Below are 23,863 nucleotides of genomic sequence, written 5' to 3'. Positions count from 1 at the left end.
CCAAGATCGCCGAGCGTATGACCCGCAGCTCAACTCATTCTCAAACGATCAGTTAGTCGCCTTCAGGATCCATCCAGGAAGAGGGCACCAGGGCTGAGCCGTTGCTGCGGCGCCAGCGCTCCGTCACGTGCCGGCTGAACGCGGGATCGGACAGGTCGGCGTGCTCGACGACGATGATCTGCATCGCTCCGTCGAGTTCCTCAAGTGTTGCCTGCAGCGTCTCGAAGAGCTTCAGCAAGTGCTGACGGTCGCTGGACTGAAGTTCCTCCTCGCCGGTGGCTTCCTCCGGGAAGTAGACCTGCGAGGGCTGGTCCAGAATCAGTGTGCGGGGAACAGGGCGTTGGTGCTCGGCGAACCACTCGTGGAGGCTGAGCATGGTAGATACGTGGTAGCCCAGGGCGTTCTCGGCGCTCCCCATGTTCTTAAGGTGCACAGGGCCACCCATCGTGTCAGCAATCACTGTGAGGCGGTTCACGTCGAGACGGATCGGTGAATCGGAGAACTCAAGGTCGAGCGCCCTTGCCTTCTTCCTGATCTGCTGGTTGATCAAGGACAGGAAGCTGGTCAGGCGGTCGTCCTGGGTGCTGTCGCTGAGCTGTTGCTCAAGTCGGGCGATCTGCTCGCGCAGAGCCTCGCGCCGGTCCTGCACTCGGGGTGCAGCAGCAAGTTGGGCTGCGGTGTCGAGGTAGAGGCTGATCCGGCCCTGGACGATGGCTCCCCTCCGCAGGTCGTCCGACTCCCGCTCTGTCCTGCGTAGTGCGGTGGTGAGCTCGTTGATCTCCTCCTGGTTGCGGGCGAGGTCGGAGCGGAGTTCCTGGAGGCGATGTTCGCGTTCGGCTATGAGGCGACGGATGGCGGGGGTGTCGGTGCGGATGGCCTGTAGATCGTCGTCCAGGTAGGCGAGGTCACGGAGGATTCCGGTGATGGTCTCGTTAGCCGAGGTGACGGTGCTGTCGCAGACCGGGCAGCGGTCGCGGCCGGTGTCGGCGTCTTGGTTGAGTAGGTCCAGGGAGGCGAGCCGGGCGCGCTGTTCGGTTGCCTGGTCGGTGAAGTCGGAGTTCTCTGTCAGGGCCTGTTTGAGGTCCGCAGTCTCGGCCCGCGTTCGGGCGAAGAGGCGGCGCAGTTCATTGCGGTGGGTGTGAAGCTCGGCGAGCGGGTCGTCGTCCCCTGGGCTCTCTGCAGGCCCGGTGTACTCCATGGCGGTGCGGAGGATCGGGAGGATCTCGTCGGCTGTGGGATCGCCGGGCTGTGCGGGAACGAGGCCGGCTTCGACGGCCTCGGTCAGCAGGGCTCGCGCCTGACCGCTGGCGGCGGTGAGTTCCGCTGACGCGTTGAGCACGGCTTGGTGGTCGGCGAGCTCTTTGCGAAGGTTTCGCAGTTTGTTCTGAAGCAGTGCCTGTTCGCGGTCGACGGCGCCGAGGAAGTAGGGGATGACACCACGGATGGTGTTCGGCCTCCACTCCTCGCCCTGGGAGTGGAAGAGGACGTTGGAGTTGGCGACCTCGTTTTGGGCCTGGAAACAGAAGAAGAGGGCGTGGCGGATGGAGGGGGCGATGAGGATGTTCTTGCCGACGGCGGGGACCCGGACGGTGGTGTCGATCCCGCAGAAGCTGCTGAGGATGTCCTTGGCCGTGTCCTGGGGCGTCGTGAACTGGAGTTCGTCCGCGTCGGGCGGTGGGGTGCCGGGCGCCTGCGTGAGGATGCACAGCACGGTGCTGACCGCTGCCTTGCCTTCGGGGGCGCGGCGGGCGACGAAGAGCTGCTGGCCGGGCTTGGTGAGGGTGACGGCGTAGGTGCCGACGTAGTCGCGGACCTTGCCGGCCTTGACGGGGTAGTCGCTGCTGGCCAGGCAGTAGTCGATGATCGTCAGCAGCGCGCTTTTCCCTCGGCGTGAGTCCCCCGTGATGATGTTGAGGGCGCCTGGTTTGAAGGGGACGGTGCGCATCTGGCCGGGCTGCTTGCCGTAGATGGTGACCGCTTGGATCTGGAAGGTCACGGTTTGACTCCGAGGAGGGTCAGGACGGTGCTGAGGCTGCCCGTGCTGGGCAACCAGCGGCCCAGGAACAGGGCGGCGTTCTGGATGGCGAGGGTCTGCTCGGTGGCGCCTCTGACGGCTCGGGGCGTCGCTCCGGAGGCAAGGATGATCCCGTCCGGTGTTGCATGGAGGGCGCGGGTCTGAAGAGCGAAGAGGAGGCCGGGGCGGACCATCGCCGCGAGTGGGGTGGCGTTGCGGCTCATGGCGAAGCGGACGGCGTCGTTGGTCTCGATCCAGTTCATCAGACCGGTCCTGACGGTGCCCGGGAGCGCGGTCCGGATGGAGGGCTGGAGAGCCATGACCGCGGCGACGACGGCGACGGTCAGCGGGCAGGGCGCGCCGTACTGCTTCTGGTGGCCTTGGACCGCCCGGGTGCACAGCAGGGCGGTGAAGGCGGGGTTGTACAGGGCCCGTTCTTCGCGGCTCAGGTCCATCAGTGGGCCTCGGCCGGCTCAAGGAGCTGCATCAGTCGGGCCTCGAAGTCTGGATGCCAGCCGACTCGGCACTCATCAGCCAGCATGTGGTACGAGCCCTTGGGCACGAACACCTCATTGCATCCGGTGCGGATCTGGAAGCGGGCCTCCCGGTCGACCCACCGGTAGATGGTCCTGGCCTCCTTCTTCTTCTGCTCCTCGGTGGCCTCGGGGCCCAGCTCTTCCCTCATCTCCGCGAACCGTGACTCCCACTCCTCCACGAGCCGGCGCTCGTACTCGCCAATCTCGCCGGGGCGAAGCAGGTTCTCGTTCAACCACCGGGACCGCTGCGCGAAGACTCGGACGTAGTCCCTGACCGCCTGCCCGACGCGTTCCGAGCCGACTCCGATCAGCCCGAGCTGCCGTACGAAGGTCTTGTCGGCCTGCTCGTCGGGGTCGCCGGTCATGCCGGTGATGTCCCGGTCGATCGGCAGGTTGTCGTAGCTGAACTGGCGTTGCAGTCCGGCGAAGACCTCGTCGAACTCGATCCCGGTGACGGGGCTGCCGCCCGGCGTGCGCATCTGCTCGATCACCCTGTTGTAGAACCAGCCCTCCAGCCTGGCAAGGAAGGACTTGGCGGCGTCGTGGCCGGCCGCCACAGCGGCCAGGCGGAGCATGGATGCGCGGACGACGTCGATGTCGTCGGCGCCTCCGATGACTTCAATCCGGGCGAGCAGAGCTCGCTGAAGCGGGACTTCACGGGTGGCCAGCCCGAGGAAGGAGGCGAAGGACTTCTGCATCTCCTTGCTCTCGGTCTTGGAAGCCTTGGCGGCGTCGCAGAGCAGCTTCAGCGCCTGTTCTTCATCGCGGAGATTGGTGTCGCGATGCTGGAGGTAGAACCCCACACTCGCCTTGGGGAGCTCGGCGGTGGTGAGCAGGTACAGGTTCGTGTAGTCGAGGTCGATGCGTCCCGCCGCAGCGCCTTCCGCCCAGATCCGCAGGGTCTTCCACAGGTCCTTGGAGGTGTTCGTCAACCGCACGCCCGCGGCACGCTGCTTGAGTTGCACTAGATCAGTTTCGGAGCCCACGTGCTGCTCGATGTCGTCCGCGGCCTCCACCGCCACGCTCCAGTCCGCACCGGCGGCCATCCACTGCTCGATGCACATGTGCAGAGCCTTGGCGAACTGGAACAGGTACCCCAGAGCCGACGCTGACGCCTCGTACTGCTCGCCCCCGTCTGCCATCACACACCCCCAAAGCCAGACTGGTTCAGCGATCATTCCACGAGGGTGACGATCCGCATAAGGGTGGGCGCATGGCGTGACGCGAGCCCAGGAGGCCTGAGGTCCGCCAGCCCGAGCGACGCGCCTCCTGGCTCCGCGCGCCTCGATCCGCTCGTGCCCTCGTGGCAGTAGAGTCCATGCTGCGGCAGGAGGCGCACGCCGCGAGCCTGTGGCTGGGCCCCCACCCCGGCCACCTTCAGGTGAAGGACACCCGGGCAGTTGAGTCCGAGGGATGGTCCCGTCGCACGACCGTACGCCCGCGCGATATCGACTCTGCGGGGTAGTGGGGGCCCTGGAGCGGAGATCGATCATGCCCAAGGCCGGAGCCAGCGGAGCCAAGAGCCGAGCCCGCAGGACGCAGCAGGCGACTGGTTTGAAGTACACGAAGCTCCGACAATCCGGGACCGCGGATACGCAGTGCGGGCGCGTCATCCAGTTCCTCACCGAAAGCCACGAGGTGGCAACCCTGCCGTACCAGCTCTGCGCGGCCTGGGCTCGGCAGGGTCTTCGGGTGCTGATGCTCCACAGCTACGAGCCCTACCAGCGGGACATTCGGCTGCATTCAAAGCGCGCGAAGGAACGCAAGGCAGCTGAGGCCAGGGCCCAGGCTTACCCCGGTCCGCGCAGCACCATTCTCCTGCCCCAGGGTGCGGCGAAGGGACAAGGCCAACTCGTTGAGCAGCGCACGCCCTGGAGTGAGCGTGAGCCGGGCAATCCCTCCGGCAACGATGCCCCGTTGCGCGAGGCGCTGGAGACTGGGCGGAGCCACTTCGATGTCGTCGTGCTGATGGGCCGGGGGTACTTCCCGCGGGAGCATCTCGTCGACGACTTCGTCGTCCTGGCTCATACCGAGGGGATCCCGACCGGGGAGGACCTGCCCCGTAAGCAGGGTCTCGATACCCGAACCGAGCGTGTTCCTCTGTCGCCCGAGCAGAGCGCCGCGGTCCTGCGTGATCGCCACTTGCGCTTCCTTTACCACCCAGTCGCCCTCCTGGGCATGGTCACAGCCGAAACTCCGTGGAACGAAGACCAGGCTGGCCTCGATCCGGAATTCATGGAGGCCGTGGTGGCGAACATGGCTGCGGTCGGGCTGCCCCTGCTGGGGCACGTCACCTTGCCCAGGGGCGGCGACCTCCAAGCCCGGCTGGAGCGCGATCGCAACCCCTCGACGGTGGTGACGGCACCCCTCGATCGCGGGGTGCTAGCAGCAGCGCAAGCTATCCACCCGCGCCGCTGACCAACCCGGCGCCGGCGTCATTCCTCGTACCGGTTCTGCCGTCCCTGGGCGGAGGCAGCAGGGCCGTTTCTTCGGTGAATGCGGGCACCCGCGCGGGTGAGTTGTCCGAGGAAGGCCTGTCGAGGGTGGGACTGAGCCCGCTACACCCGCCCATGTGATCAAGAACCTGATGCTGCGCGGCCTGCCCGCGCTCGCCCTCTGCGCCCTTCCCGTCCTCGCAGCACCGGCCGCGCACTCCACACCCGCCACACCGGCTGCCGCCGGTCTCGCCCGTCCCGCAGGGGTTCGGGCTCCGCTACCGCTCTTCGAAGCGATCGACCGACTTCCCGTCGCCGCCGAGCACCGCGAGGGCTACAAGCGGGACCTGTACAAGCACTGGAACAAGGGCCTCAACGCCGGGGACGGCTGTGACACCCGCAAGGAAGTCATCCTCGCCGAAGCCGTAGTGGCGCCACAGGTCGCGACCGGCTGCAAGCTCACCGGCGGGTCCTGGCGCAGCGCGTACGACGATGTCGTGGTCACGGACGCGGCCCGCCTCGACGTCGACCACTTCGTCCCGCTCGCCGAGGCGTACGACTCGGAACAGACTCCGTGGTCGGCGGGGCGGCGGGAGGCGTACGCGAACGACCAGAACAGCCCGGACACGCTGATCGCGGTCTCCGCCGCCTCTAACCGGTCCAAGGCCGACAAGGACCCGGCCGAGTGGCTGCCTTCGGACGGCTCCTACCACTGCACGTATGCCGCCACCTGGGTCGGCACGAAGCTGCGCTGGGATCTGGCCGTTGACGATAGGGAGCGCCACGCCCTACTCGGACTCGCCGAGGACTGCCCCGCCACCACGGTCGTCTACGAAGCCGCCCCGTAGCCGTCCTGGTCCAGGCCGCCCCCCGGGATGGCAATCGGCTGGTGGTTGACCCGGCGGTCGTTCTACCTCCAACCTCACTCACTGCTGTCGATCTTCATCTGGGGTTGCCCAGGCCTCCGGCAGACCTGGACAGCTCCGTGATTCGTGCTGAGGCGTACCGTGGGGGCCCGAGAAGGGGCCTGAACGGCCGTCAGAGCGCCTGTACGCCATCCCGGGGCGATCAGTACCTCGGTTCCGAAGAGTTTTACTCGTTCCTCAGCCTCAGGATTAATTTACACATATGCTGTCGGAGGCAGATTCACCACTTTGTACTTGCTTCCCGTGGTCGGAAACCTAAGTTTGAGATGGTGAAAGCACCAGCATCAGAGCTGGGGGCGGCACAAATAAGTCCGCCACCCTGAAGGGTGGCGGACTCCCGAAACGGCCGGCCAGGGGCGTTAAGGCCGCCCCTGGCCGGCTACTTGCCCCCGATGATCGCCGTGGCGAGAGTGACGCAGGCTGTCAGCAGGGGGATCAGTGCGATGACCCTCCTCCACCTGCGGTCCTTCTCCTCGGGACCTTCGGGTTCGTGCGTAGCGCTCACAGGTCAAACTCTCCTTCCTTCAGGGGCAGGCCTGCCGCGTGCCCCGGGCGAGCCGCACCTGTAGGTGGTACGGCCTGCCGAAGGGCACGCTTCGCAGTCCCTGAAGGAGAGCGCATCAGCAAAGTGAACGGTATCGACTCCGCCGTCCCCGCACCCCGAGAATGACGGAATCGACGTGCACGGTTTCTGGATGGCTCGGGTAGATGAAATAGAGCTTGGATATCTGCCTGCATCACGGGCGGAGCCCGCGACCCGTCCACCTTTGCCGGCGCCGAGGTCCTGTTCGGGGGGCGTGAATCTTGTCGAAGGCGTCGAGGGACCAGGGGTAGGCATCGGCGTTGCCGTGCTTGGGCTGGTGCGGGCGGAAGCCGAAGCCGCTCCCGACGCCGCGTCTCGGCCGTCGCCCTGCCCGCCTTGGCGTGTGTGTGTGTGTCGGTCAGGCGGCTTTGTCGACTTGGAGCACGAGGAGGTCGTAGACGGGGCCTCCGGGTTCGTTTCGGTACGGGCCGGCGTAGGTGTAGCCGAGGCGGTCGTACAGGGCACGGCCGCGGGGGTTGTCTGGGTGGACCAAGAGGGAGGACCACTGGGGTGCAATGGCGGTGACGAGGTGGTGGTGGAGGCGGGTGCCGATTCCGTGGCCTTGCCAGGTGGGGGTGACGGCGAGTTCGCATAGGCCCATGAGGCGGCCGGTGCGGATGTGTTCGGGGATGTGGGGCAGGAGGTCGGGGCCGTACCAGTATTCGGGGGTGGCGGGGAAGGCGTAGGCGAAGCCGACGGGGCTGCCGTGGGCGTAGGCGGTGACGAGGACGAAGCCTTCGCGGCGGGCGTGGCCGGTGATCTGGCGGCGTAGGGCGTCGGTGGAGAGGCCGTCGGTGGTGCCGCCGGGGGTGTCAACGAGTTCGGGGTGAGCGTCGGCCCAGATGTCGGCGAGGGTGCCGAGGAGGGCGGGGACGTGGCCGGGGCCGTAGGTGCGGATGGCAACGTCGTCGGTGTGGGTGGTCACGCCCGGCCTCCCTGGTGGGTGGTGATGGTGCGGTACTGCTCGATCCAGTCGGCGACGGCCGGGACGCGTGCATGGCGCTGGAGTGCTCCGGCGACGCCGTGAAGCGACTGGAGCAGGCGGTCGGATCGGACATCGGGCAGGAACGCGAGGACGCGGCCCGCGGCTTCGGCGGCGGCTTCAGGCTCGGGCCGGTCTCCACTTGCATGTTGGATCGCGATGTCGGCGGTGTACAAGGCCCTGTTTCGGGCGAAGGCGGTGCCGTGGAGGAGTACTGCTTGCTCGGCGCCGGCGGCGGCGCGTTCGTGCTGGCCGAGGTCGGCGCGGGCGAGGGCTTCGAGGCCGGCGAGTTCGGCGGGGGTGAAGAACTCCAGCCACGCCGGGTCGGCATCGCTGGGTCCGGCGGCGTAGTGGTGGTGGGCGCGGACGATGGCCGCGTCGGTGGCCGGCCGGTCGCCCATGAGGGCCCAGCCGCCTGCTTCGCGGGCGTGGAAGAGGGCGAGCAGCCGCGGTGAGCCGAGCTGTCGGGCGGCGGCTTGGGCGCCCTGGGCGTTGGCGACGGCTTCGCGGGGGCGGCCTTGGGCTTTGGCCAGGAGGGACAGGCAGCCGAAGGCGTGGGCTTCGAGGGCGCGGTCGTCGGCGATGCGGGCTGCGGCGAGGGCTTCGCCGTAGAGGGAGTGGGCGTCGGCGGGGCGGCCGGAGTCGTAGGAGAGCCAGCCTGCGGCGATGGACAGGTTGCCGGTGGCGGAGCGGAGCTTGGTGCCGGTGCGGTCGGTGTAGGTGCCGGACTGGAGCCAGGAGTACGCGGTGTGCAGGGCTTCGTTGGCGGCTTGGCGTAGGGGGCCGGAGCCGTGGTCGTGGTCGTGCCCGTACAGGGTGGTGACCGCGGCGGTGACGGCGCGGACCTCGGTGGCGCCGATGCGGCCTGTGCCGCGGCCGGCGGAGGGCAGGGCCAGGGCGACGCCGACGCCGTCGCGGAGGAAGGATCTGCGGTTCACCTGGCCACCCTCTTCCGCTGCGTCGTCGTCGCCGGTCGTCTTCTCGGGCCTGGCTGGTCGGGGGCCGGGGAGCAGGAATCCGAGCTGCTGCATGGTCCGCCCGGTGTAGGCGGTCAGGACGCGGCGGTAGACGGCGCGGGGGCAGGCGACGTCGCCGTCTTCCCAGGCGGCGATCAGTCGGGCGGTGCAGCCGATGTTCTCGCCCATCTTCTTGGCCTGCTCGTTGAGGGCCTTGGCCAGTTCGGGGCGGGACATCTGGAACTCGTCCTCGCGCAGCGTGCGTAAGTCCCGGTTGGGGTGACGGTCGGCCATGCCAGGCTCCGAAAGGGGCGTCCGCAGGGGCGGGGTGGGAGGGCTGCGACCGTACCGCTCCCACGTCGTTCATGCCCGCTGCTTGCCGTTTCTTCACCGTGTGAATGCGGAGTTGCATCGCTCTTTCATCGCTCGCGTCTCGCAGGCGGTATCCGTGCGCTGCTGTCGTGGGGTGGAGGCGCAGGGACGGACCCCGGAGGCGGAAATGGCGAGACGCTCCAGCCCCACCTGGCACACGCAGGCGGCTGTGACCGATCAGCGCGTGGCGCGATGGCGTACGGCCTCGTGCGGTTCCGGCTGGGTGCCGTGCGGGCGGGCCTGGGACGCGGTCGCGATCAGCCCGCTCGGCCGCGGTGTGGACGCGCTCGCCGTCCTGCGGATCAGTCCGCGCCGCGGGTACCCGGTCCTCGCCGACCACGTCCAGGACGTCCTGTACGTGATGGTCCCGCCCGGCACCGGACACCTCGCCGCAGGCGTGCCGGGCGTACGGGTGCTCTCCACGGGTGCCGAACTCGTCGTCCCGTGGGGGCCTCACGGGAGTCCGGCGGCCCACTGGGTCAGCCCGCCGCGCGAAGACCCGCCTCCCCTCGTACAGGCCGCCGAGCTCGCCGACGTTCTCCAGCGGGGCGCTGCTCCCTCCCGACCCAGGAGGGCAGCCTCATGACGAGCAGCCCGTACACCGCCAGCGACGCGCGTGAATCAGGGCTGACACCGGCCCTGAGAGGGCGGGCTTCACGAGCCGCCTGCACCCTCGTCGCGGGCGACGTCGTCGCCGTCGACGACCAGGTCCACGTCGTGGAGCGCACGGTCGCCCTCTTCGGTCCCCCCGCGAGCCCGTACATCACCCTGCACTTCACCGACGGCGTCCGGCACCGTGTGCCCGCCGGCTGGCGGCTGCCCGTCGATCGCCACGACTGAGACCGGGCCCGGCAGCCGCGGCAGTGCGGCGACTTGGCACTCCCATACCACCCCATCCCACCTGGAGGTCCGGCATGACCGACGCCCAGCACACCGCCCTTCCCGCACCGCCGCGCGCCTCGACCGAGACGGCGCTCCAGCCTCAGGTCCTGGCCGGGCCGTCCTTCGGGCGGGATCTCGTGCGAACCCTCCACCAGGCCACCACCGTCGTCGGCGGGCTCGCCTTCACCGACGGCGGTGACGGCTCCAGCGACGTCGAGGTGTCCGCCTTCGGCGCCATCGTCTGCACCGGCGACAGCCCCGCCGACGCCCTCCAGGCCGCCGCCGCGGTCGCCCGCCAGGCACCCAGCTTGGAGATCCACGCCCTCGCCTGGGCCCGCACGGACGGTCCCCGCGAAGGCACCTTCGAGTACAAGGTGACGATGACCGTCACCGCGCCCGACCCTGCCACCGGCGAGCACGGCGGGACAACACACCACGCCGCCAGAAGCCACCCCTGAGCTTGCCGTTTAACGTCCGGCGTCGAACGAGACTCGAACTTGATCAGCGTTTTCGCAGTTCAGCGGACGCGGAGGCGGCCTTCGTCTGATCCTGTGCTCCGTCACAGAGTGGATCAGCGCGAAGGCCGTGTCGTGAGTCTGGTATATCAGGGTGTCCTGCGGGATGCGTTCGCGGAAGTGTCACGCTTCCGGTCGGAGTTGTACGCGTGCCTGACCGCGCGGGGCGACGCGTTGTTCGAGTTGTGTGACGCGTTGCTGTGCACGGACGGGCCGGTGCGGACACTGGTCGATCTCGCGCTCGCGCCCGAACACCGTCGTGGGCACGGAGCTTTGTACGGCGGACTCAACCAGGGCAGGATCGACATAGCCCGGCTGCGCCGGGCCCTGGCCGGCGTGCCGTTGCCGAGAGCGGCGGACGGTCGGCTCGTGCTGGCGGTGGATGTCTCACCGTGGCTGCGACCGGACGCCAACACCTGTGCTGACCGGTCCTTCTGCCACACGTTCGGCCGGGGCGAGGGCAAACACCAGATGGTGCCGGGCTGGCCGTACTCGGTGGTGGCCGCGCTGGAGACCGGCCGCACGTCCTGGACGGCGGTGCTGGACGCGGTCCGCCTTCAGCCCGGCGCCGACGTCGCCGCGGTGACCACGGTGCAGATCCGTGAGGTCGTCGAGCGGCTGATGGCCGCCGGCCAGTGGCGGCCGGGTGACCCGCCGGTCCTGGTCGTGCTGGACGCCGGATACGACGCCCCGCGCATCGCCCACCTGCTGGGCGCCCTGCCCGTCGAGGTCCTCGGCCGGCTGCGGTCGGACCGGGTGATGCGCCGGCCGACGCCCTCGCTCAAGGAGTACGCCTTGTCCTATCCCCAAGGCGGTCGGCCGCCGAAGCACGGCGGCGAGTTCGTCTTCGGCGACCCCACCACATGGGGCACCGAGCAGGCCGTGACGGTCACGGACACCCGGCTCTACGGGAAGGCGACCGCGCAGGCGTGGGACCGGCTCCACCCGCGGCTGACCCGCCGGGCCGCGTGGCTCGACCACGACGGGCCGCTGCCCATCATCGAGGGCACCGTGATCCGTCTGGTCGTGGAGAAGCTGCCCAGTGGTGGGGTCAACAAGCCGGTATGGCTGTGGTGGTCGGGCACCGGCGCCACCATCGCGGATGTCGACCGCTGCTGGCAGTCCTTCCTCCGCCGCTTCGACATCGAGCACACATTCCGCCTGTTCAAGCAGACGCTCGGCTGGACCAAGCCCCGACTCCGCAGCTCAGAGGCGGCGGACCGGTGGACGTGGCTGGTGATCGCGGCCTATGCCCAGCTCCGGCTCGCGCGCCCGCTGGCCACCGACCTCCGCAGGCCCTGGGAGAAGCCGGCCGAGCCGAACAAGCTGACCCCTGCCCGTGTCCGCAGAGGGTTCAGGAACCTGTGCACGAAGGCCGGCTCACCCGCCGGTGCACCCAAACCCTCCCGTCCCGGCCCTGGTCGACCACCGGGTTCGAAGAACCGTCGCCCGGCCACCCGTCACGACGTGGGAAGAGTCCTTACGACCGGCGAGGCATACAGCCGGCCGGCCCACCACAAGGTCGGCACGAAACCCCGCCGTACTGGATAAATGACAAGCTGACCGGGCACCGCAGAAGGGGTGTGGGCATCGTCGACCACGACGGTGCCCACACCCCTTCTGCGGTGAGGACCTCCGTCAGGCCTCCACGGCCGGGGCCGGCCGGCTCTCCGGCAACGGCGGCCGGCCTTCCTCCTCCAGTTCCTCGAAGCGCCGGTCCAGCTCCCGCATCGCGCGGCCCAGTGCCAGCAGACGCCACCGGCTGCCGAGGAAGAGCGTGTGGAAGTGCGCGGTGAGCTCCAGCAGGTGCCGGAGCTTGGCCTCGTCGGTACGGTCGGAGATCCACACCATCCGGACCGTCCCGCAGTAGCGCATGCCGCGGATCGAGTTGGGGCCGCGGAAGGTGAAGACGAACTCCTGCGCGTGGTCGGCCAGGTGACTCGTGGCCTCGTCCAGTTGCTTCCTCCACCGGGCCCGTTCTTCGGTGAGCGCAGTCCGAAGGGTGTCGGTGACACCGTCGGGCATCTGGACCGTCTGAAGCTTCTGCGTGGCCGACAGCACCGAGAGCGCGGCTGCGGTGATCTTCTCCTGGGCCTGCATCTTCGTCTGGAAGCGCCGGTTACGGACCTCCAGGAGCGGCGAGATGTAGCGGCCGGTGACGATGGTCGTCGCCATCGCGATGAGCGCGGTGCTCCCCCACGCAGGGATCCAGTCAAGCATGTGGCTGATTCTCATTGCCCGCGTCCCGGTGCACAGCCGAATCGGCTGATCCCCTCCCCTCCAGTACGGGGAGTCGGGCGTGCCTGTGAGGGACGGGGATGCCGTCTGCGCCACAGTGTTCGGATGCACCGCCGGACCCTGCCCCTGCTGCTAATTGCCCTGCTGACGACGTCCGGGTGCGTCTCGGTGATTCCGGCCGACGACAAACCGCCTGCCGTGAGCACGGGCCCGGTGCCCGCGTCCGACCCGCCCGGCGGTTCTCGGACCGTCGAAGTCCCCTTGCCGCTGAGCACGCTCCCGAGCCCAGCCACAGCACCCGCCCCGACCCAGGTCGCTGCGGTGCCGCACCAGGAGCAGCCGGCCGCTCGCCCGCGGGAGGAACGGCGTACGGCACCCAAGACGGAGGAACGACGATCCGCCGGGGAGCAGACGCAGAGGAAGCGGTGGGCGCCGGCGAAGTCCAAACGGCCCCGCACCGCTGCCCCCGTGCCGAAGCCGAAGACCCGCAAGGCCCACACCGCCCGCCCACCGGCTCCGCCGCGCCTGCGGACCGCTCCTGCCCCGGCTCCGGGCCGGGTGGACATGGCAGATCTGTGCCGGGCCTCGCAAGGTGTCACGAACCCGGCGATCACGCAGCTCTGCCACAGCACGTACCGGTGATCACCCCAGCGACACCCATCTCCATGCCTGCCGTTCCACCGGCCTCCCGCCCAGGGCTGGCAGGCTGATCGCGTGATTTCCGCAACCGCAATGCAACGCATCCGTACGGACCGCGCCGCCATGATGCAGCTCCTCCAGGCTTGGCAGGACGCGCACGCTGCGCTATCTGACTCGATCGCTGCCGCGCTTCCGTACGGCTACAGCCCCGTCGACGTCGAACAGATCGCGCAGGCTCTGTCGTGGAGCACAGAGGGTGTCGAGAACGCCCGCGCCGACTCGTTGTGCCGCGCTGCCGGACACCCTGAGGAATGCCCTGAGTGCCCATCCCTGGTCCAGGGCGGAATTGTCCCCATCGGGTAGTTAGGCGATTTGGAGCCTCGTCGACGTCCAGATCGAAGCCGACCGTACGCCCACCACTTCCCCGCGCCCCCAGCCCCTTCCTCCGCCGGGCGTGTGGGGATGGCAGATTGCGGCCGCGAGCTCGGCGCCGAAAACTCCGTATGCCGGCCTGGCTGCTGCTCCTACGCTCCCCCTATGACGTGGAACGAAGCTCACGGCACGGTCAGCCGGGCCTTCAGCGACTGGCACAAGAACGATGAGGAGAACCGCGCGTTCCTCAAGCTGACCGCCCAATGGTCGGAGGAAGGCTACGAACGCCAGTGGAAGCAGACCGAAGAGTCTTTCAGCCGAGTGTTTGACCCTGAGATCCACTACGGCGACGAGCACGTCGACATGTTCGACGACGCCGTAGGCGGGCTGTGGCCCTACTCCCATCAGTGGATGGTGGAGTCCTCTGCGCTGAAGAATGCTGTGACGGCGTTCGAGGTGTATCTCGAAAAGGGCCTTCAGGAAGTCGTCGAGGTCTGGCGAGTCGAGATCGACGGCAAGGGCTCCCATCGCCTCCGGCTGCGAACGCCGAAGGGTTTCACTTCGCCGGGGTGGAAGACCCTGGTCACGGCTCACGGCGTTCTCGGAAGCACCGTCACGACGCCCGACGTTGAGTGGGCCAGGGACCTGCGGCATCTCCTGACCCACCAGAATGGCGAGCTGCGCGACCAAGAGGCACTCGACAAGTTCCGGGATGCCGAGGCCGAGGCGAACGCCGACCTCCACCAGCAGGCCTACGTAGGGGGTCGCGTCCACCTCGGGGTGAAACGCGTCGTTGGAGTGCTGGATGCCTTGGCTGCTGTTGTACGGCACGCGGACGTCCAGATCCACAACTACGGGCCCTGGGGAGAAGGGCCCAAACGGACGATTCTCGGTTCGCTCGAAGCCGCCAAGTGCCTGGACTTCATCCCCGAGTAAGACGTCCGATCACACGAAGACGGGCTCCGGGTGGAGGTCCACACCTGCGACCGTGCGTACGTTCGCAGCCATCGCCTCCAAGGCTGTGCGGAAGTCGTGCGCAGTGGCTTCGGCCTGGGCAGTGAGGGTGAGGGTGCGCCGCGTCGAGCAGCGGACGCCTCGCGTGACCTCGGCGCCGGGCCGGTAGCCGCATGCCTCCAGCAGCCATCCCGCGCTGGCCCGCCACCTGTGCGCGGGCGTGCGGTAGACCGGTGCACCCTGGCTGCGCAGCGCCACGGCTTGGTCGTCGGTGACGATGGGGTTGAGGAAGCAGGAGCCGGCCTGGCGAGCATCGTGGCCGGTTTCTGGGAGGAGCAGCCCCCGCTCGGCGCGGTCGTGGAGGACAGCGGCCGCAGCTTCGGCCAGCGGCGGCCTACTGCCCAGTGGGGCCCAGAGCGCTGTGGCGAGGTGCTGGTAGGTAACGGGGGCCGCCACGGTGGAGCGGGTCAGGTGGAGGGTCAGGGAGAGGATCGTCCACCGTCCGAGCTCCTGCTTGAACACGCTGGTCCGGTAGTCGAGTCGGCACTCGGCGACGGGGACACGGGCGGTGCGGCCCGTGGTCCAGTCGTGGGCGATGACAGCCGTGAGGGTGTCCCCGATCTCCTGGCCGTACGCTCCGGCGTTCTGGACCGGTGCGGCGCCCGCGGTGCCGGGGATGCCGCCGAGGTACTCGATGCCGGAGAGGCCTTCGGCGACGGTGTGGGCGACGAGGTCGGTGAGCGGGTGCCCGGCGGCGACGGTGACCGCGACCTGACCGTCGACCAGGTGCCGGGTGCGGATGCCGCGGGTGGCCATGTGGATGACCGGCCGGGTGGTGCCCTGGTCGGGGGCGAGGGTGTTGCTGCCGCCGCCGAGTGTGAACGGCAACTCGGCATGTGCGCCGGCGGCGCGGGCGAGGTCGCGCCAGTCGGCGTCGTGGGTGTGGCTGAGCCAGAGCGGCGCGGGGCCGCCCAGGCGCAGCGTGGTGTGGTCGGACAGCTGGTGCTGTCCCATGGCGGGCCTCCCTGGTGTCAGGTGGCGGTGATGGTCTTGAGGGCGAGGGCACGCAGCGGGGCGATCTTCTTGCGGGCTTCGCCGTAGTACACCGCGTTGGTGCAGACGGCGAGGTAGCGGCCGGTACCGCGAGCGAGGTAGAGGCTGGTGCCGGTGAATCCGTGGTGGTAGTCGACGCCGCCGGGGGCGACGATCCAGGACAGGCCTCGGTCGAGGCCGGGCTCGATCGGGGCGAACGGGAGCGAGGAGGCGCGGAGCCAGCCGTGGAGGCGGCTGGCGGGGTCGATGAGGTACTCGGCGTAGCGGGCGAGGTCGCGGGCGGTGGAGAAAGTCCCCGCGTGGCCGGCGACGCCTCCGAGGAGGGCGGCGTTGTCGTCGTGCGCGGTGCCCCAGATCCGGGGGGCTCCGGGGATGCGGCGCTCGGTGGGGGCAACCTGCGGACCGCGGGCGACAGGCCCGTACGTGGTGCTGGTCATGCCGAGGTCGTCCCACAGGGCTCGGCCGAGTTCGTCGAGCGTACGGCCGTGGACGTGGGCGAGGGCCAGGCCCAGGAGGATGTAGCCGCGGTTGATGTACCGGTGAGTGCCGGGCTCGCCTTCAAGGGGTTCGCGGCACAGGAGTTCGTGCAGGGGCGTCTGGGTGCCGCGGTAGTGGTCCAGGCGGGTGGAGGCCTTGAGCCCGGCGGTGTGGGTGAGGAGCTGCTCGATGGTTGCCTCGCCGCTGGGCGCGGGGCCGTCGATCGCGGGCAGGAAGTCCCGGACCGGGGCGGTCCGGGCGAGGACTTCGGCGTCGAAGGCCTGGCAGACGAGCGGCCAGGTGGCGACGACCTTCGTGAGGGACGCGATGTCGTAGACGGTGTCCGGGCCCGGGGCGGTGTCGCCGAGCTCGTCGGCGATCCGGCCGGCCTTCAGGAAGCGCGGAGGCTCGCCGAGGGTGCCGAGGGCGATGACGCCGCCGGGGGTGGCGCCGTCGGTGACGGTTTGGTCGAGGGCTTCGGTGAGGCGGGCGGTGTCGTCGGACGTGAACGGGACGAGCGTCATCGGGTTCATGCCTCCGCGGCGGTGGTGGTGATGTCGGCACCCAGCGCGGCCAGGTTGGGCAGCAGGCGGCCGTAGCCGCGCGCCAGGTGGTACATGCCGCCGATCGTAGAGGTGCCGTCTGCCGCGAGGGCGGCAATCAGCAGGGCGGTCACCGCCCGGATGTCCGCCGCCTGCACGTTGGCCGCCCGCAGCCGGGCCAGGCCGCGGATGCGGATGTCCTGCCCATCGGCGGTGATGTCGGCGCCGAAGGCGCGCAGGGGTGCGACGTGGGTGTCGCGCTGGGGGTAGACGGCCTCGAAGACGTGACTGGTTCCGGTTGCTTGGGTGAGCAGGGCGGCGAGTTGCGGTGCGCTGTCGGTGGGCAGGCCGGGGTGCGGTCCGGTGCGGGCCCGCACCGCGCGCAGGCCGCCCGTTGCGACGGTGGCCCGGATGCCGCCGTCGTGGGAGGTGAGGATCAGGCCCGCGTCGGCGAGGACCTGACGCTGGGTCTCGGGGAGTTCGGGAAGCGTGATGCCGTCGAGTTCGATGACGCCGCCGGTGGCGGCCGTGGCCATGATCATTGTCGCGGCCTCGATACGGTCCCCGGCGATCGTGAAGTGGCCGCCCTCGATCCGGTCGGCGCCGTGGACGTGGAGGCCGTCGTCGTCCCAGGCGGCCCGTACGCCGCGCTCGGCGAGGAATCGGAGGGTCTCGGTGACCTCCGGCTCGATGCTCGGGCTCGTGATCAGGGACTCCCCGGGGATCCGGGCGGCCAAAAGCAGCGCGCTGACCGTCGCCCCGAGGGAGGGGCCGTAGGGGGTGGAGACGTCCACCCGGAACGGGCGCAGCGCGCGGCCCGCGGGGAGGGCGGCGTGGATGCTGCGGCCGTGCTCGTCGACCGTGACTTGGGCGCCGGCGGCTTCCATGGCGGCGAGGTGGCGGTCGATGAGGCGCGGGCAGAAGGCGTCTCCGCCGGGGATGGGGAAGTCCACGTGCCCGGCGCGGGCGAGGACGGCGGCGGCCAGGACCGCGGTGGTGCGGACCTTGGCGCCGAGGCCGTGGTGGATGACCGGCCGCAGGCGCGGGGTGGGTACGACGTGGAAGGTGCCGTCGCCGGGGGCGTGGGTGTGGGTGCCGGTGTGGGTGAGGATCTGCGCGCAGACGCCGGTGTCGAGGATCGCGGGCGCCTGGTGCAGGACGAGGGTGGTGTCGGCCAGGACGGTGGCGGCGTAGAGGTGGAGGGCGATGTTCTTGCTGCCCTGGACGCGGATCCGGCCGGCGAGTCGCAGGCCGCCGGTGATCTGGATGAGCTGGTGGTCGGCTGCCCGGGTGGCGAGGGTGGTGGTCATCGTGGTCACCGGACCCGGGAGCCGGCGGGCATGAAGCCGCCGAGCTGGGTGCGGGGGTAGATGACGGTGCCGGGGCCGATCAGGGTTCCGGGGCACAGGACGGTTCCGGCGGAGAGGGTGACGCCGTCGCCGATGACCGCGCCGAACTTCGTCTGCCCGGTGCCGTACTTGCGGCCACCGAGGGTCACGGTGATCTCCTTGACCGCCGGTTCGGTGACCGGGCCGTCGCTGGCGATCAGTCCGGTGGTGGAGGAGAAGGCGCCGAAGTTCACGCCGGAGCCGACGACGGAGTCGCCGATGAAGCAGGCGTGCTTGGCGAACACGGCCGCGCCGAGGAGGCTGCGGGTGATCTCGGCGCCGAAGCCGACCTGGGTGCGCGGGCCGATGACGACGTGGTCGCGGACGTAGGCGCCTGCGGCGATGACCGCGCCCTCGCAGACCAGGACCGGGCCCACGACCCGGGCGCCGGCCTCGATACGGGCGCCGGGCTGGACGATGACCGTGCCGGTGACGTGCGCGCCGTCCTCGATCACGCCGCCCCCCATCAGGTCGTGCCGCTCGGGGTGGGTGAGGTCGGCGGTCAAGGTGGGCTTGATGTCGAAGACGGTGGTGCAGCGGCCCAGCAGGCTGGTGACGTACGCGCCGAGCTGGTCGTGGCGGAGGTAGTAGGCGGGGGTGAGCTCGTCGGCGACGGTCTCGGACTCGCGGGCGGGGGTGAGCAGGGTGGGGCTCATGGCGGCTCCTGTGCCAGATGGCCGGTGGGATGCCTTCAGGAAACCGCTGCTGTCCTAGGACTGGGCAGGCTCACAAGGGGGGCTCACAACTCACAAACCGGCGACGGCCCGTGTGATGCGGGCCTACTCTGCTGCTCCCGGCTCGGGCACGCTCCGCCGTAGCCGGGTCTCGTGAAGGAGGTGCCCGTGATGGCTCCGACCCCTCGCCGGGCCAAGCTGCCCAACCTCGCATTGGAGCGCTTGTTGGCGTCCAGCGGCATGAGCCACCACGCGATGGCTCGCCGGGTCAACGAACTGGCTGGGCAGGCCGGGCTGCACGTGGCCTACACCCATACGAGTGTCGTGAACTGGACCCGCCGCGGCATGGCTCCCAAGGCGCCGGTGCCCTCCCTGATCGCGCGTGCGCTGGGCGAACGGCTCGGCCGACCGGTCGACGTCGCCGAGATCGGCATGCGCACGGTGCGCGAGAACACGGCGGGACTCGGGTTGGATTTCCCGCGGGACACCGCCGAAGCCGTTCGGCATGCCGTTCACTTCTGGAGCACCGTGGAACACCTGGACCGCCGCGCCTTCCTGAACAAGGCCTTCGCCGTCGGCGCGTACGCGACCCCCGTCACCCGCTGGCTCGGCGTTCCGGCCGACCCCGGCGCCGGACACCACGGCAGCGGCCGGGTCGGCCACCAGGATCTGGCGGAGCTGTGGCAGGCCGCCGACGAAGCGCAGCGGTGGGATTCGAAGTACGGCGGCGGGACGTGGAGGGCTTCCTCGGTGACCCACTGCCTCACCCGGCGGGCCGTCCCGCTGCTCCACGGCTCCTACACCGACCAGGTCGGGCGGGGTCTGTTCGCGGTCACCGCCGAGCTCGCCCGGGTCGCGGGGTGGAGCGCGGTCGACACCGGGCACCATGACATCGCGCAGCGGCACTTCATCCAGGCGCTGCGGATGGCCAAGGCCGGCGGAGCGGTGGACATCGGCTGCCACGTCATGGCGAACATGGCGCTCCAAGCGCTGCTGCGCGGCTACCACCAGGAGGCCATCGACATGGTCCAGGGCGCCTACGACCGCGCCCGCAGCCGGGCCGGCCACCGGGTCCTGGGCTTCGCGAAGCTCATCGAGGCCCGAGCTCACGCCAAGGCGAACGACGCACGGGCCGCCTCTGCCGCGCTGGCCACTTCCGAGCGCTGCCTCGAAGCAGCAGAGCAGGACGCCGACGAGCCGGCCTGGATCCGCTACTTCACCCACACCCGCCTCGCCTCGGACGCCGTTGAGGTCCACCGCGACCTGCGCAACCCGGCCGCTGCCTGGCGGTGGAACGCCCAGGCCGACGCAATGAACCCGGACAGCTTCGCCCGCTCGGTCGGCCTGCGACTGACCGTCCTGGCCACCACCCACCTCCAGCAGCACGAGCTCGACCAAGGCCTTGCCGTCGGGCACCGGGCCATCGACATCCTCGGCCGCGTCGCCTCCGCCCGCGCCCGCGACTACGTCGCCGACATCACCACGACCATCGCCCCCTGGCACCGCGAACGACCCGTCGCCGAGTTCCTCCACCGGGCCCGCACCGAACTCGCGCTCGTCTCGTGAACGCCGATGGGGCACCGCTGAACGGTGCCCCATCGGGTTGGATCGGGTGGCTGCGCACAGCGCGCTGGCGGGAGTTGCGACCGGCGCCGTCGCGGCGAGCCAACGGGCTTCCTCCGCACCCTAGGTAGTGGCTCACCGACGGGCCGGCGCGGCCCGCGCGCCGTGGGCTGGTGTTGTCCGGGATCTGCTGCGCAGGGGCAGCAGCAGATCCCGGCTTGGGTTAGCTGCGGGCTCGCTCGATGATCTGCCTGAGGCTGATGCTCTTCTTGAACGGCTTGCCCATTTCCTGCTCGGCCTCGGCGTATTCGGCGAAGAGGCTGGGGTTGAGCTGGGCCGAGCGGATCAAGTCCTCAGTCTTCGCGAGCGGACAGGCACGGCAGCTGAGGCGTCGCATGCCCATGTCGTAGGCGGGGTGGCGCGCGATGCCGTGGTCCCGGTGGATCTGCCACACCTCGTCGGTGGTGAGGTGGTGGATCGGGAGCCACGTCGTCACCTGTCGGATCGAGCCCTTCCCGGTCATGCGGTGCAGCTCGATGACGGGCTTCTTCGCGCGTGCGGGGGATTCCTCGGCGCGCATCCCCATGGCGTAACCGGCACGGTAGGGGCGGGCGAGGTGCAGCTCGGCGCCGGTCTCGTCTGCGAAGTCGCGGCCGACTACCGTCTTCATGTCCGAGGTGCTTCTCTGCACTTCACTCGCATGGGTGAACGGGGCTATGTGGCTCGTCAACGGGCCTCCGAGATGGATGGGATGGGTCAGGGGTGGGGCAGCGCCGACGACTGCCCGGCGAGTTGTCGGACGTCGGTAAGATCGGCGCTCTCATGGGGGGTGCGATGCGAACATCAGGGCAGGGCAGCGGGGGGCAGAAGTACGCACTGACCTCGGACGAGGACGACAGCGACTTCTGGGGCTTCGCTCACGAGGCCGAGGGGCTCTTCACGCCTCTGCCGGATGAGGAGGGCGCACGCCGAGTGCACCTCGAAGGGTGCCTCCCGCAGGGTGGCCTACTGAAGAGCGTCGATCATGTCGGTAGTCGTCGCGCCATGGCAGGGAACGCCTGGCTCGCCCTTCTCGACGGCGACGGTGCCACCATGGGGTCTTACTTCGTCAACGCGGTCACCGTCGTCGACGCCAAGGCTTCCGCCCGTGGAACCGGCCTTGTCGACCTCACGGTGACGCTGTGGTGCGAGAACGCCCTGCCCGGAGCGGAACGAGCGTGGGACCTGGTCCGCACGGGTCAACTGAACCGCACCGGCATGTGGCGCGAACTCGCACCCGAAGAGAGACATGCGTGGTTGTCGGTGGCGCTGTGGTCCCGGGGGTACCAACGCCAGGGGAACCTCGATGCCCCGGCAGGCCACGTGTTCACCTTGAACGGCCGGCACATCGTCGACGAAGACAGCTTCTACTGTGCAATCGGTGAGGCCATCAACGGACCTGGCGGATACTTCGGCTGGAACCTTGACGCTCTGGACGACTGCCTTTGCGGCGGTTGGGGCGCCACTGCTCCATTCACGTTGCACTGGGATGCCTCGGCCGAGGCTCGGGAGCGGTTGGCAGAGCACGTGCCCGCTGGCGGCGATCGCCAGGTTGCGCTGTTCGACCTGCTCCTGGAGATCTTCGAGGAACGAGGCGTGAGCGTCAGCCTCCGGTAGACCGCCGATGCCCTCGTCCCCAAAGCTGCCTGCTCAGGGACGCGGTTGCCTGACGCGTGCTGCTCAGCGGTCTTCCTCGGCCGAACCGCGGTGGCGCCGGCTTCTTCCTTGGTCCAGCAACGGGCAGCTCTGCTCGTCGGGCCTTGCTCGGTGGCTGCGGGCGATCTTGGTTGAGAACCCGTCTACCAGGAGCTTCGCCGTTCCACCGTTCCGTCCACGCCGAGGCGTTCGAGGTACTGGATCAGGCCGCGCCGCATGCAGTGCCCGGTGCACCTAGGCAGTGTGCGCCGCAGGGCCCGGCGCCGCAGTCCGCGCGAGATACGGACCTCCGGTCCGCCCAGATGCTCAGCGATGCCCGCTCTCCAACAACTCGGCCACGAAGCCGCTGCTACGACAGTTCTTTCTCGACGAGCCGGAGGTAGCTGAACGGATGCTCTTGCTTTTCCTGCATCACGGGACGAACCTCGCGAGTGGCAATATTAAACCCGATGCTTCCGGCGATACCGGCGGCCCACGCTAGGTCTGGGACGGCCAGGGCTCCCACTACCGCAGTGCTTACCGCCACCGTGGCGGAGATGGACCTGGTGATCCACGCCATGCGAGTGCTCTTTACAGCTCCCTGATAGTCCTCGCGCGCCTGGGTCAGTTCGCTGCGCATGCGGTGAAGAACATCGGCCGGGTGTTCCCAGTTCCGGTTGAGCTCACTGAGCATGGCCTGAGTTGCCTTGATCAAGCGCTCTCGCTCGACGGCGTATTTTTCACGGAAGGCCAGAACCTCGGAGGTTGCGGTTCCTGGTGCCGGCATGGGCAGCATGCGGCCAAGTTCCACGCGCCAAGCCGATACAGCGGACCGTGAATCTGGCCTCAGCGAAAGTTCCTCAGCCGTGGCCTGATCGGTATAGGGCGTGTAGGAGATACTCGTTGTCGAGCGGGCCACCTCCTGAGCCATGGTGCTGGCCAGGATGAGTAGCGCCTTCTCAGGAATGACGAGGGATCCAAGATTGGGACGCTCAAGGAATCGACTACGTCGGGCCACACCAAGTGCGATGAGCCCCTCTTCGAGACCGAATCCCACCTTTCCCCCATGGTCGAGGTAGACGGGGCGCCCCCTGTGGGGGCCGAGTGCATGGAGCCGATCGACCATCCCGGGAAAGGCATCGATTTCCCTGTTGGCTAGCAGACTGTAATGGCGCTTGAGGTTAATGGGGTGGAAAAATCCCCGGTCCTTGAGATCTTGCAGCGTGCCCACGAGCGTGCGCTCATACGTTTCTTGCCTATCCGATACCATCGAAGCGATGCCGTCCCAGTACAGCAATGCTTCGTGGATCACATTCACTGGCGGCTTAGCCAATGGGTAATAGAGAAGTGTAGGCACGATTTCCCCCTGCATGACTCTTGCTGTCGATTTCGCGAAATAGAATGCGTTCGTTGTGGCGGCGTGGCTGGACTGGCTCAGGCTCGCATGCGATAGGTGCGGTTGTCCGGCCACGGGAGCAGGCCGAGGCCGTACCGGCCGAGGGCCCGCGAGCCGGGCATGGACGGCAGTTCCGTTCGATCATATTCCGGGGAGCGCCGAGGCGTTCGAGGTTCTGGATCAGTCATCGGTCTGTGGAACGTCATTCGGACGCCTTCGGCCGGCGGCGGGCGGGGATGCCGAGGTGCAGAGTTGGTCGCTGGGCTCGGCGTTGGGTCTCGTCGCGCTTGGCACAGAGGAAGGCGAGGGTGAGGTCGATGCCTTCGATCTCACCGATCCAACCCTCGACTTCGGCTTGTGCGCGGCGTTGCAGAAGGTCGGCTTCCAACTCGGAAGTCGGGCGAGCATCTTGGGGTTGACGTGGAGCATTGGGCAGCGGATGCATGCGTGTTCGTGCTGGCAGGGGGGGTGCCGTAAGGGCGTCCGCAGGAGCCGAGCTCGACCTTGCGACGGTCGAAGTGCTCCTCGAACTCGGTCCACTCGTCCGAGGTGGTGTCTCGGTATTCGTCCGTGGGACGGATCTGGCGCCGGTGTTCCAGGTGCTCCTGGTAGTGGCGGATGACGTCTTCGTCGAACACCGCGACGTAGCCACGAGTGGTCTGGACATTCAGGTGCCCGAGCAGCGCTGCGCC

23 protein-coding genes are annotated in these 23,863 nt (G+C 69.0%); 9 read left to right on the top strand and 14 right to left on the bottom strand.

The genetic code is table 11. From position 1 onward, the window contains the following. Window positions 1–52: 52 nt before the first annotated feature. From DEJ50_RS33660 to DEJ50_RS33650, 3 genes are read right to left on the bottom strand one after another with little or no spacing between them, the layout of a single operon-like run. Entirely contained in the window at window positions 53–1,996 is a 1,944-nt protein-coding gene (locus DEJ50_RS33660; RefSeq protein ID WP_150211766.1) for a DUF3732 domain-containing protein, read from the bottom strand. Beyond that, window positions 1,993–2,469 carry a three component ABC system middle component gene (locus tag DEJ50_RS33655; protein ID WP_150211765.1) on the bottom strand — a complete coding sequence of 159 codons (477 nt, stop codon included), beginning with the start codon at window positions 2,467–2,469 and terminating at the stop codon, window positions 1,993–1,995. Before DEJ50_RS33655 ends, DEJ50_RS33660 begins: the two co-directional genes overlap by 4 nt. Further along, complete coding sequence (locus DEJ50_RS33650) at window positions 2,469–3,728, bottom strand: ABC-three component system protein (RefSeq protein WP_150211764.1); 1,260 nt, start codon at window positions 3,726–3,728, stop codon at window positions 2,469–2,471. The genes DEJ50_RS33655 and DEJ50_RS33650 overlap by 1 nt, the downstream gene beginning before the upstream one ends. Window positions 3,729–4,104: 376 nt before the next feature. Here DEJ50_RS33650 and DEJ50_RS33645 point away from each other — a divergent pair, with 376 nt between their 5' ends. Then, a complete protein-coding gene (locus DEJ50_RS33645; protein WP_150211763.1) occupies window positions 4,105–4,968 on the top strand; it encodes a hypothetical protein in 864 nt (287 codons plus the stop codon). 169 nt (window positions 4,969–5,137) lie between these two features. Next, on the top strand, window positions 5,138–5,833 hold the full coding sequence (locus DEJ50_RS33640) for an HNH endonuclease family protein (RefSeq protein ID WP_150212536.1): 696 nt from the start codon (window positions 5,138–5,140) through the stop codon (window positions 5,831–5,833). Between the two features lie 457 nt (window positions 5,834–6,290). Here the strand turns inward: DEJ50_RS33640 and DEJ50_RS35370 are convergent, their stop codons facing one another. The 3 genes from DEJ50_RS35370 to DEJ50_RS33630 form a co-directional block, all read right to left on the bottom strand. Beyond that, window positions 6,291–6,416, bottom strand: coding sequence for a hypothetical protein (locus DEJ50_RS35370; RefSeq protein WP_263399220.1), 126 nt, complete (start codon window positions 6,414–6,416; stop codon window positions 6,291–6,293). Window positions 6,417–6,852: 436 nt separating this feature from the next. Continuing rightward, window positions 6,853–7,419: a GNAT family N-acetyltransferase gene (locus DEJ50_RS33635; RefSeq protein WP_150211762.1), complete on the bottom strand. Its 567-nt coding sequence runs from the start codon at window positions 7,417–7,419 to the stop codon at window positions 6,853–6,855. Continuing rightward, on the bottom strand, window positions 7,416–8,726 hold the full coding sequence (locus tag DEJ50_RS33630) for a hypothetical protein (protein ID WP_150211761.1): 1,311 nt from the start codon (window positions 8,724–8,726) through the stop codon (window positions 7,416–7,418). The genes DEJ50_RS33635 and DEJ50_RS33630 overlap by 4 nt, the downstream gene beginning before the upstream one ends. Window positions 8,727–8,973: 247 nt before the next feature. On the opposite strand from DEJ50_RS33630, the gene DEJ50_RS33625 reads away from it, so the two are divergent. The 4 genes from DEJ50_RS33625 (at window position 8,974) to DEJ50_RS33610 (ending at window position 11,752) form a co-directional block, all read left to right on the top strand. Further along, window positions 8,974–9,390 (top strand): hypothetical protein, encoded by a 417-nt coding sequence (locus DEJ50_RS33625; protein ID WP_150211760.1) that lies wholly within the window; start codon window positions 8,974–8,976, stop codon window positions 9,388–9,390. Further along, window positions 9,387–9,644, top strand: coding sequence for a hypothetical protein (locus DEJ50_RS33620; RefSeq protein ID WP_150211759.1), 258 nt, complete (start codon window positions 9,387–9,389; stop codon window positions 9,642–9,644). The genes DEJ50_RS33625 and DEJ50_RS33620 overlap by 4 nt, the downstream gene beginning before the upstream one ends. Window positions 9,645–9,718: 74 nt before the next feature. After that, entirely contained in the window at window positions 9,719–10,144 is a 426-nt protein-coding gene (locus tag DEJ50_RS33615) for a hypothetical protein (protein ID WP_150211758.1), read from the top strand. A gap of 132 nt (window positions 10,145–10,276) precedes the next feature. Beyond that, window positions 10,277–11,752 (top strand): NF041680 family putative transposase, encoded by a 1,476-nt coding sequence (locus tag DEJ50_RS33610; RefSeq protein WP_150211757.1) that lies wholly within the window; start codon window positions 10,277–10,279, stop codon window positions 11,750–11,752. An 87-nt stretch (window positions 11,753–11,839) separates the two neighbouring features. Here DEJ50_RS33610 and DEJ50_RS33605 read toward each other — a convergent pair whose 3' ends face one another. Then, on the bottom strand, window positions 11,840–12,421 hold the full coding sequence (locus DEJ50_RS33605) for a hypothetical protein (RefSeq protein ID WP_150211756.1): 582 nt from the start codon (window positions 12,419–12,421) through the stop codon (window positions 11,840–11,842). Window positions 12,422–13,615: 1,194 nt separating this feature from the next. On the opposite strand from DEJ50_RS33605, the gene DEJ50_RS33600 reads away from it, so the two are divergent. Continuing rightward, window positions 13,616–14,386 (top strand): hypothetical protein, encoded by a 771-nt coding sequence (locus DEJ50_RS33600; protein ID WP_150211755.1) that lies wholly within the window; start codon window positions 13,616–13,618, stop codon window positions 14,384–14,386. A gap of 9 nt (window positions 14,387–14,395) precedes the next feature. On the opposite strand, the gene DEJ50_RS33595 is transcribed toward DEJ50_RS33600, so the two are convergent. Genes DEJ50_RS33595 through DEJ50_RS33580 form a run of 4 tightly spaced genes read right to left on the bottom strand, consistent with a single transcriptional unit; the run spans window position 14,396 to window position 18,520 of the window. Continuing rightward, entirely contained in the window at window positions 14,396–15,418 is a 1,023-nt protein-coding gene (locus DEJ50_RS33595; protein ID WP_150211754.1) for a UDP-N-acetylmuramate dehydrogenase, read from the bottom strand. Between the two features lie 17 nt (window positions 15,419–15,435). After that, entirely contained in the window at window positions 15,436–16,467 is a 1,032-nt protein-coding gene (locus tag DEJ50_RS33590) for a serine hydrolase domain-containing protein (RefSeq protein WP_223838054.1), read from the bottom strand. After that, window positions 16,464–17,786, bottom strand: a complete 1,323-nt coding sequence (locus tag DEJ50_RS33585) for a UDP-N-acetylglucosamine 1-carboxyvinyltransferase (RefSeq protein WP_150211753.1) — start codon at window positions 17,784–17,786, stop codon at window positions 16,464–16,466. The genes DEJ50_RS33590 and DEJ50_RS33585 overlap by 4 nt, the downstream gene beginning before the upstream one ends. Before the next feature lie 5 nt (window positions 17,787–17,791). Beyond that, window positions 17,792–18,520 carry a hypothetical protein gene (locus DEJ50_RS33580; protein ID WP_150211752.1) on the bottom strand — a complete coding sequence of 243 codons (729 nt, stop codon included), beginning with the start codon at window positions 18,518–18,520 and terminating at the stop codon, window positions 17,792–17,794. Window positions 18,521–18,709: 189 nt separating this feature from the next. On the opposite strand from DEJ50_RS33580, the gene DEJ50_RS33575 reads away from it, so the two are divergent. Next, window positions 18,710–20,104, top strand: a complete 1,395-nt coding sequence (locus tag DEJ50_RS33575; protein ID WP_150211751.1) for a sporulation protein — start codon at window positions 18,710–18,712, stop codon at window positions 20,102–20,104. Between the two features lie 220 nt (window positions 20,105–20,324). On the opposite strand, the gene DEJ50_RS33570 is transcribed toward DEJ50_RS33575, so the two are convergent. After that, the gene (locus DEJ50_RS33570; protein ID WP_150211750.1) at window positions 20,325–20,771 is read right to left on the bottom strand and encodes a phosphoadenosine phosphosulfate reductase family protein; all 447 of its coding nucleotides are present in this window, start codon (window positions 20,769–20,771) and stop codon (window positions 20,325–20,327) included. 152 nt (window positions 20,772–20,923) lie between these two features. Here DEJ50_RS33570 and DEJ50_RS33565 point away from each other — a divergent pair, with 152 nt between their 5' ends. Beyond that, window positions 20,924–21,757, top strand: coding sequence for a barstar family protein (locus DEJ50_RS33565; RefSeq protein WP_223838053.1), 834 nt, complete (start codon window positions 20,924–20,926; stop codon window positions 21,755–21,757). A 388-nt stretch (window positions 21,758–22,145) separates the two neighbouring features. On the opposite strand, the gene DEJ50_RS33560 is transcribed toward DEJ50_RS33565, so the two are convergent. Both DEJ50_RS33560 and DEJ50_RS34240 read right to left on the bottom strand, forming a co-directional pair. Further along, window positions 22,146–23,246: a hypothetical protein gene (locus tag DEJ50_RS33560; RefSeq protein WP_150211749.1), complete on the bottom strand. Its 1,101-nt coding sequence runs from the start codon at window positions 23,244–23,246 to the stop codon at window positions 22,146–22,148. A 127-nt stretch (window positions 23,247–23,373) separates the two neighbouring features. Continuing rightward, window positions 23,374–23,559, bottom strand: a complete 186-nt coding sequence (locus DEJ50_RS34240) for a recombinase (RefSeq protein ID WP_223838052.1) — start codon at window positions 23,557–23,559, stop codon at window positions 23,374–23,376. Between the last annotated feature and the right edge of the window lie 304 nt (window positions 23,560–23,863).

The sequence above is a fragment of the Streptomyces venezuelae genome, assembly GCF_008642295.1.
Classification (GTDB): Bacteria; Actinomycetota; Actinomycetes; order Streptomycetales; family Streptomycetaceae; genus Streptomyces; species Streptomyces venezuelae_C.
This window is presented reverse-complemented; position numbering and strand designations above follow the sequence as displayed.

Bases quoted from the DNA above. Each gene is read 5' to 3' on its own strand.
- DEJ50_RS33655 (WP_150211765.1), bottom strand. From the start codon at position 2,469: ATGGACCTGAGCCGCGAAGAACGGGCCCTGTACAACCCCGCCTTCACC.
- DEJ50_RS33650 (WP_150211764.1), bottom strand. From the start codon at position 3,728: ATGATCGCTGAACCAGTCTGGCTTTGGGGGTGTGTGATGGCAGACGGG.
- DEJ50_RS33640 (WP_150212536.1), top strand. From the start codon at position 5,138: ATGCTGCGCGGCCTGCCCGCGCTCGCCCTCTGCGCCCTTCCCGTCCTC.
- DEJ50_RS33630 (WP_150211761.1), bottom strand. From the start codon at position 8,726: ATGGCCGACCGTCACCCCAACCGGGACTTACGCACGCTGCGCGAGGAC.
- DEJ50_RS33620 (WP_150211759.1), top strand. From the start codon at position 9,387: ATGACGAGCAGCCCGTACACCGCCAGCGACGCGCGTGAATCAGGGCTG.
- DEJ50_RS33615 (WP_150211758.1), top strand. From the start codon at position 9,719: ATGACCGACGCCCAGCACACCGCCCTTCCCGCACCGCCGCGCGCCTCG.
- DEJ50_RS33605 (WP_150211756.1), bottom strand. From the start codon at position 12,421: ATGCTTGACTGGATCCCTGCGTGGGGGAGCACCGCGCTCATCGCGATG.
- DEJ50_RS33600 (WP_150211755.1), top strand. From the start codon at position 13,616: ATGACGTGGAACGAAGCTCACGGCACGGTCAGCCGGGCCTTCAGCGAC.
- DEJ50_RS33595 (WP_150211754.1), bottom strand. From the start codon at position 15,418: ATGGGACAGCACCAGCTGTCCGACCACACCACGCTGCGCCTGGGCGGC.
- DEJ50_RS33590 (WP_223838054.1), bottom strand. From the start codon at position 16,467: ATGAACCCGATGACGCTCGTCCCGTTCACGTCCGACGACACCGCCCGC.
- DEJ50_RS33585 (WP_150211753.1), bottom strand. From the start codon at position 17,786: ATGACCACCACCCTCGCCACCCGGGCAGCCGACCACCAGCTCATCCAG.
- DEJ50_RS33580 (WP_150211752.1), bottom strand. From the start codon at position 18,520: ATGAGCCCCACCCTGCTCACCCCCGCCCGCGAGTCCGAGACCGTCGCC.
- DEJ50_RS33575 (WP_150211751.1), top strand. From the start codon at position 18,710: ATGGCTCCGACCCCTCGCCGGGCCAAGCTGCCCAACCTCGCATTGGAG.
- DEJ50_RS33570 (WP_150211750.1), bottom strand. From the start codon at position 20,771: ATGAAGACGGTAGTCGGCCGCGACTTCGCAGACGAGACCGGCGCCGAG.
- DEJ50_RS33565 (WP_223838053.1), top strand. From the start codon at position 20,924: ATGGGGGGTGCGATGCGAACATCAGGGCAGGGCAGCGGGGGGCAGAAG.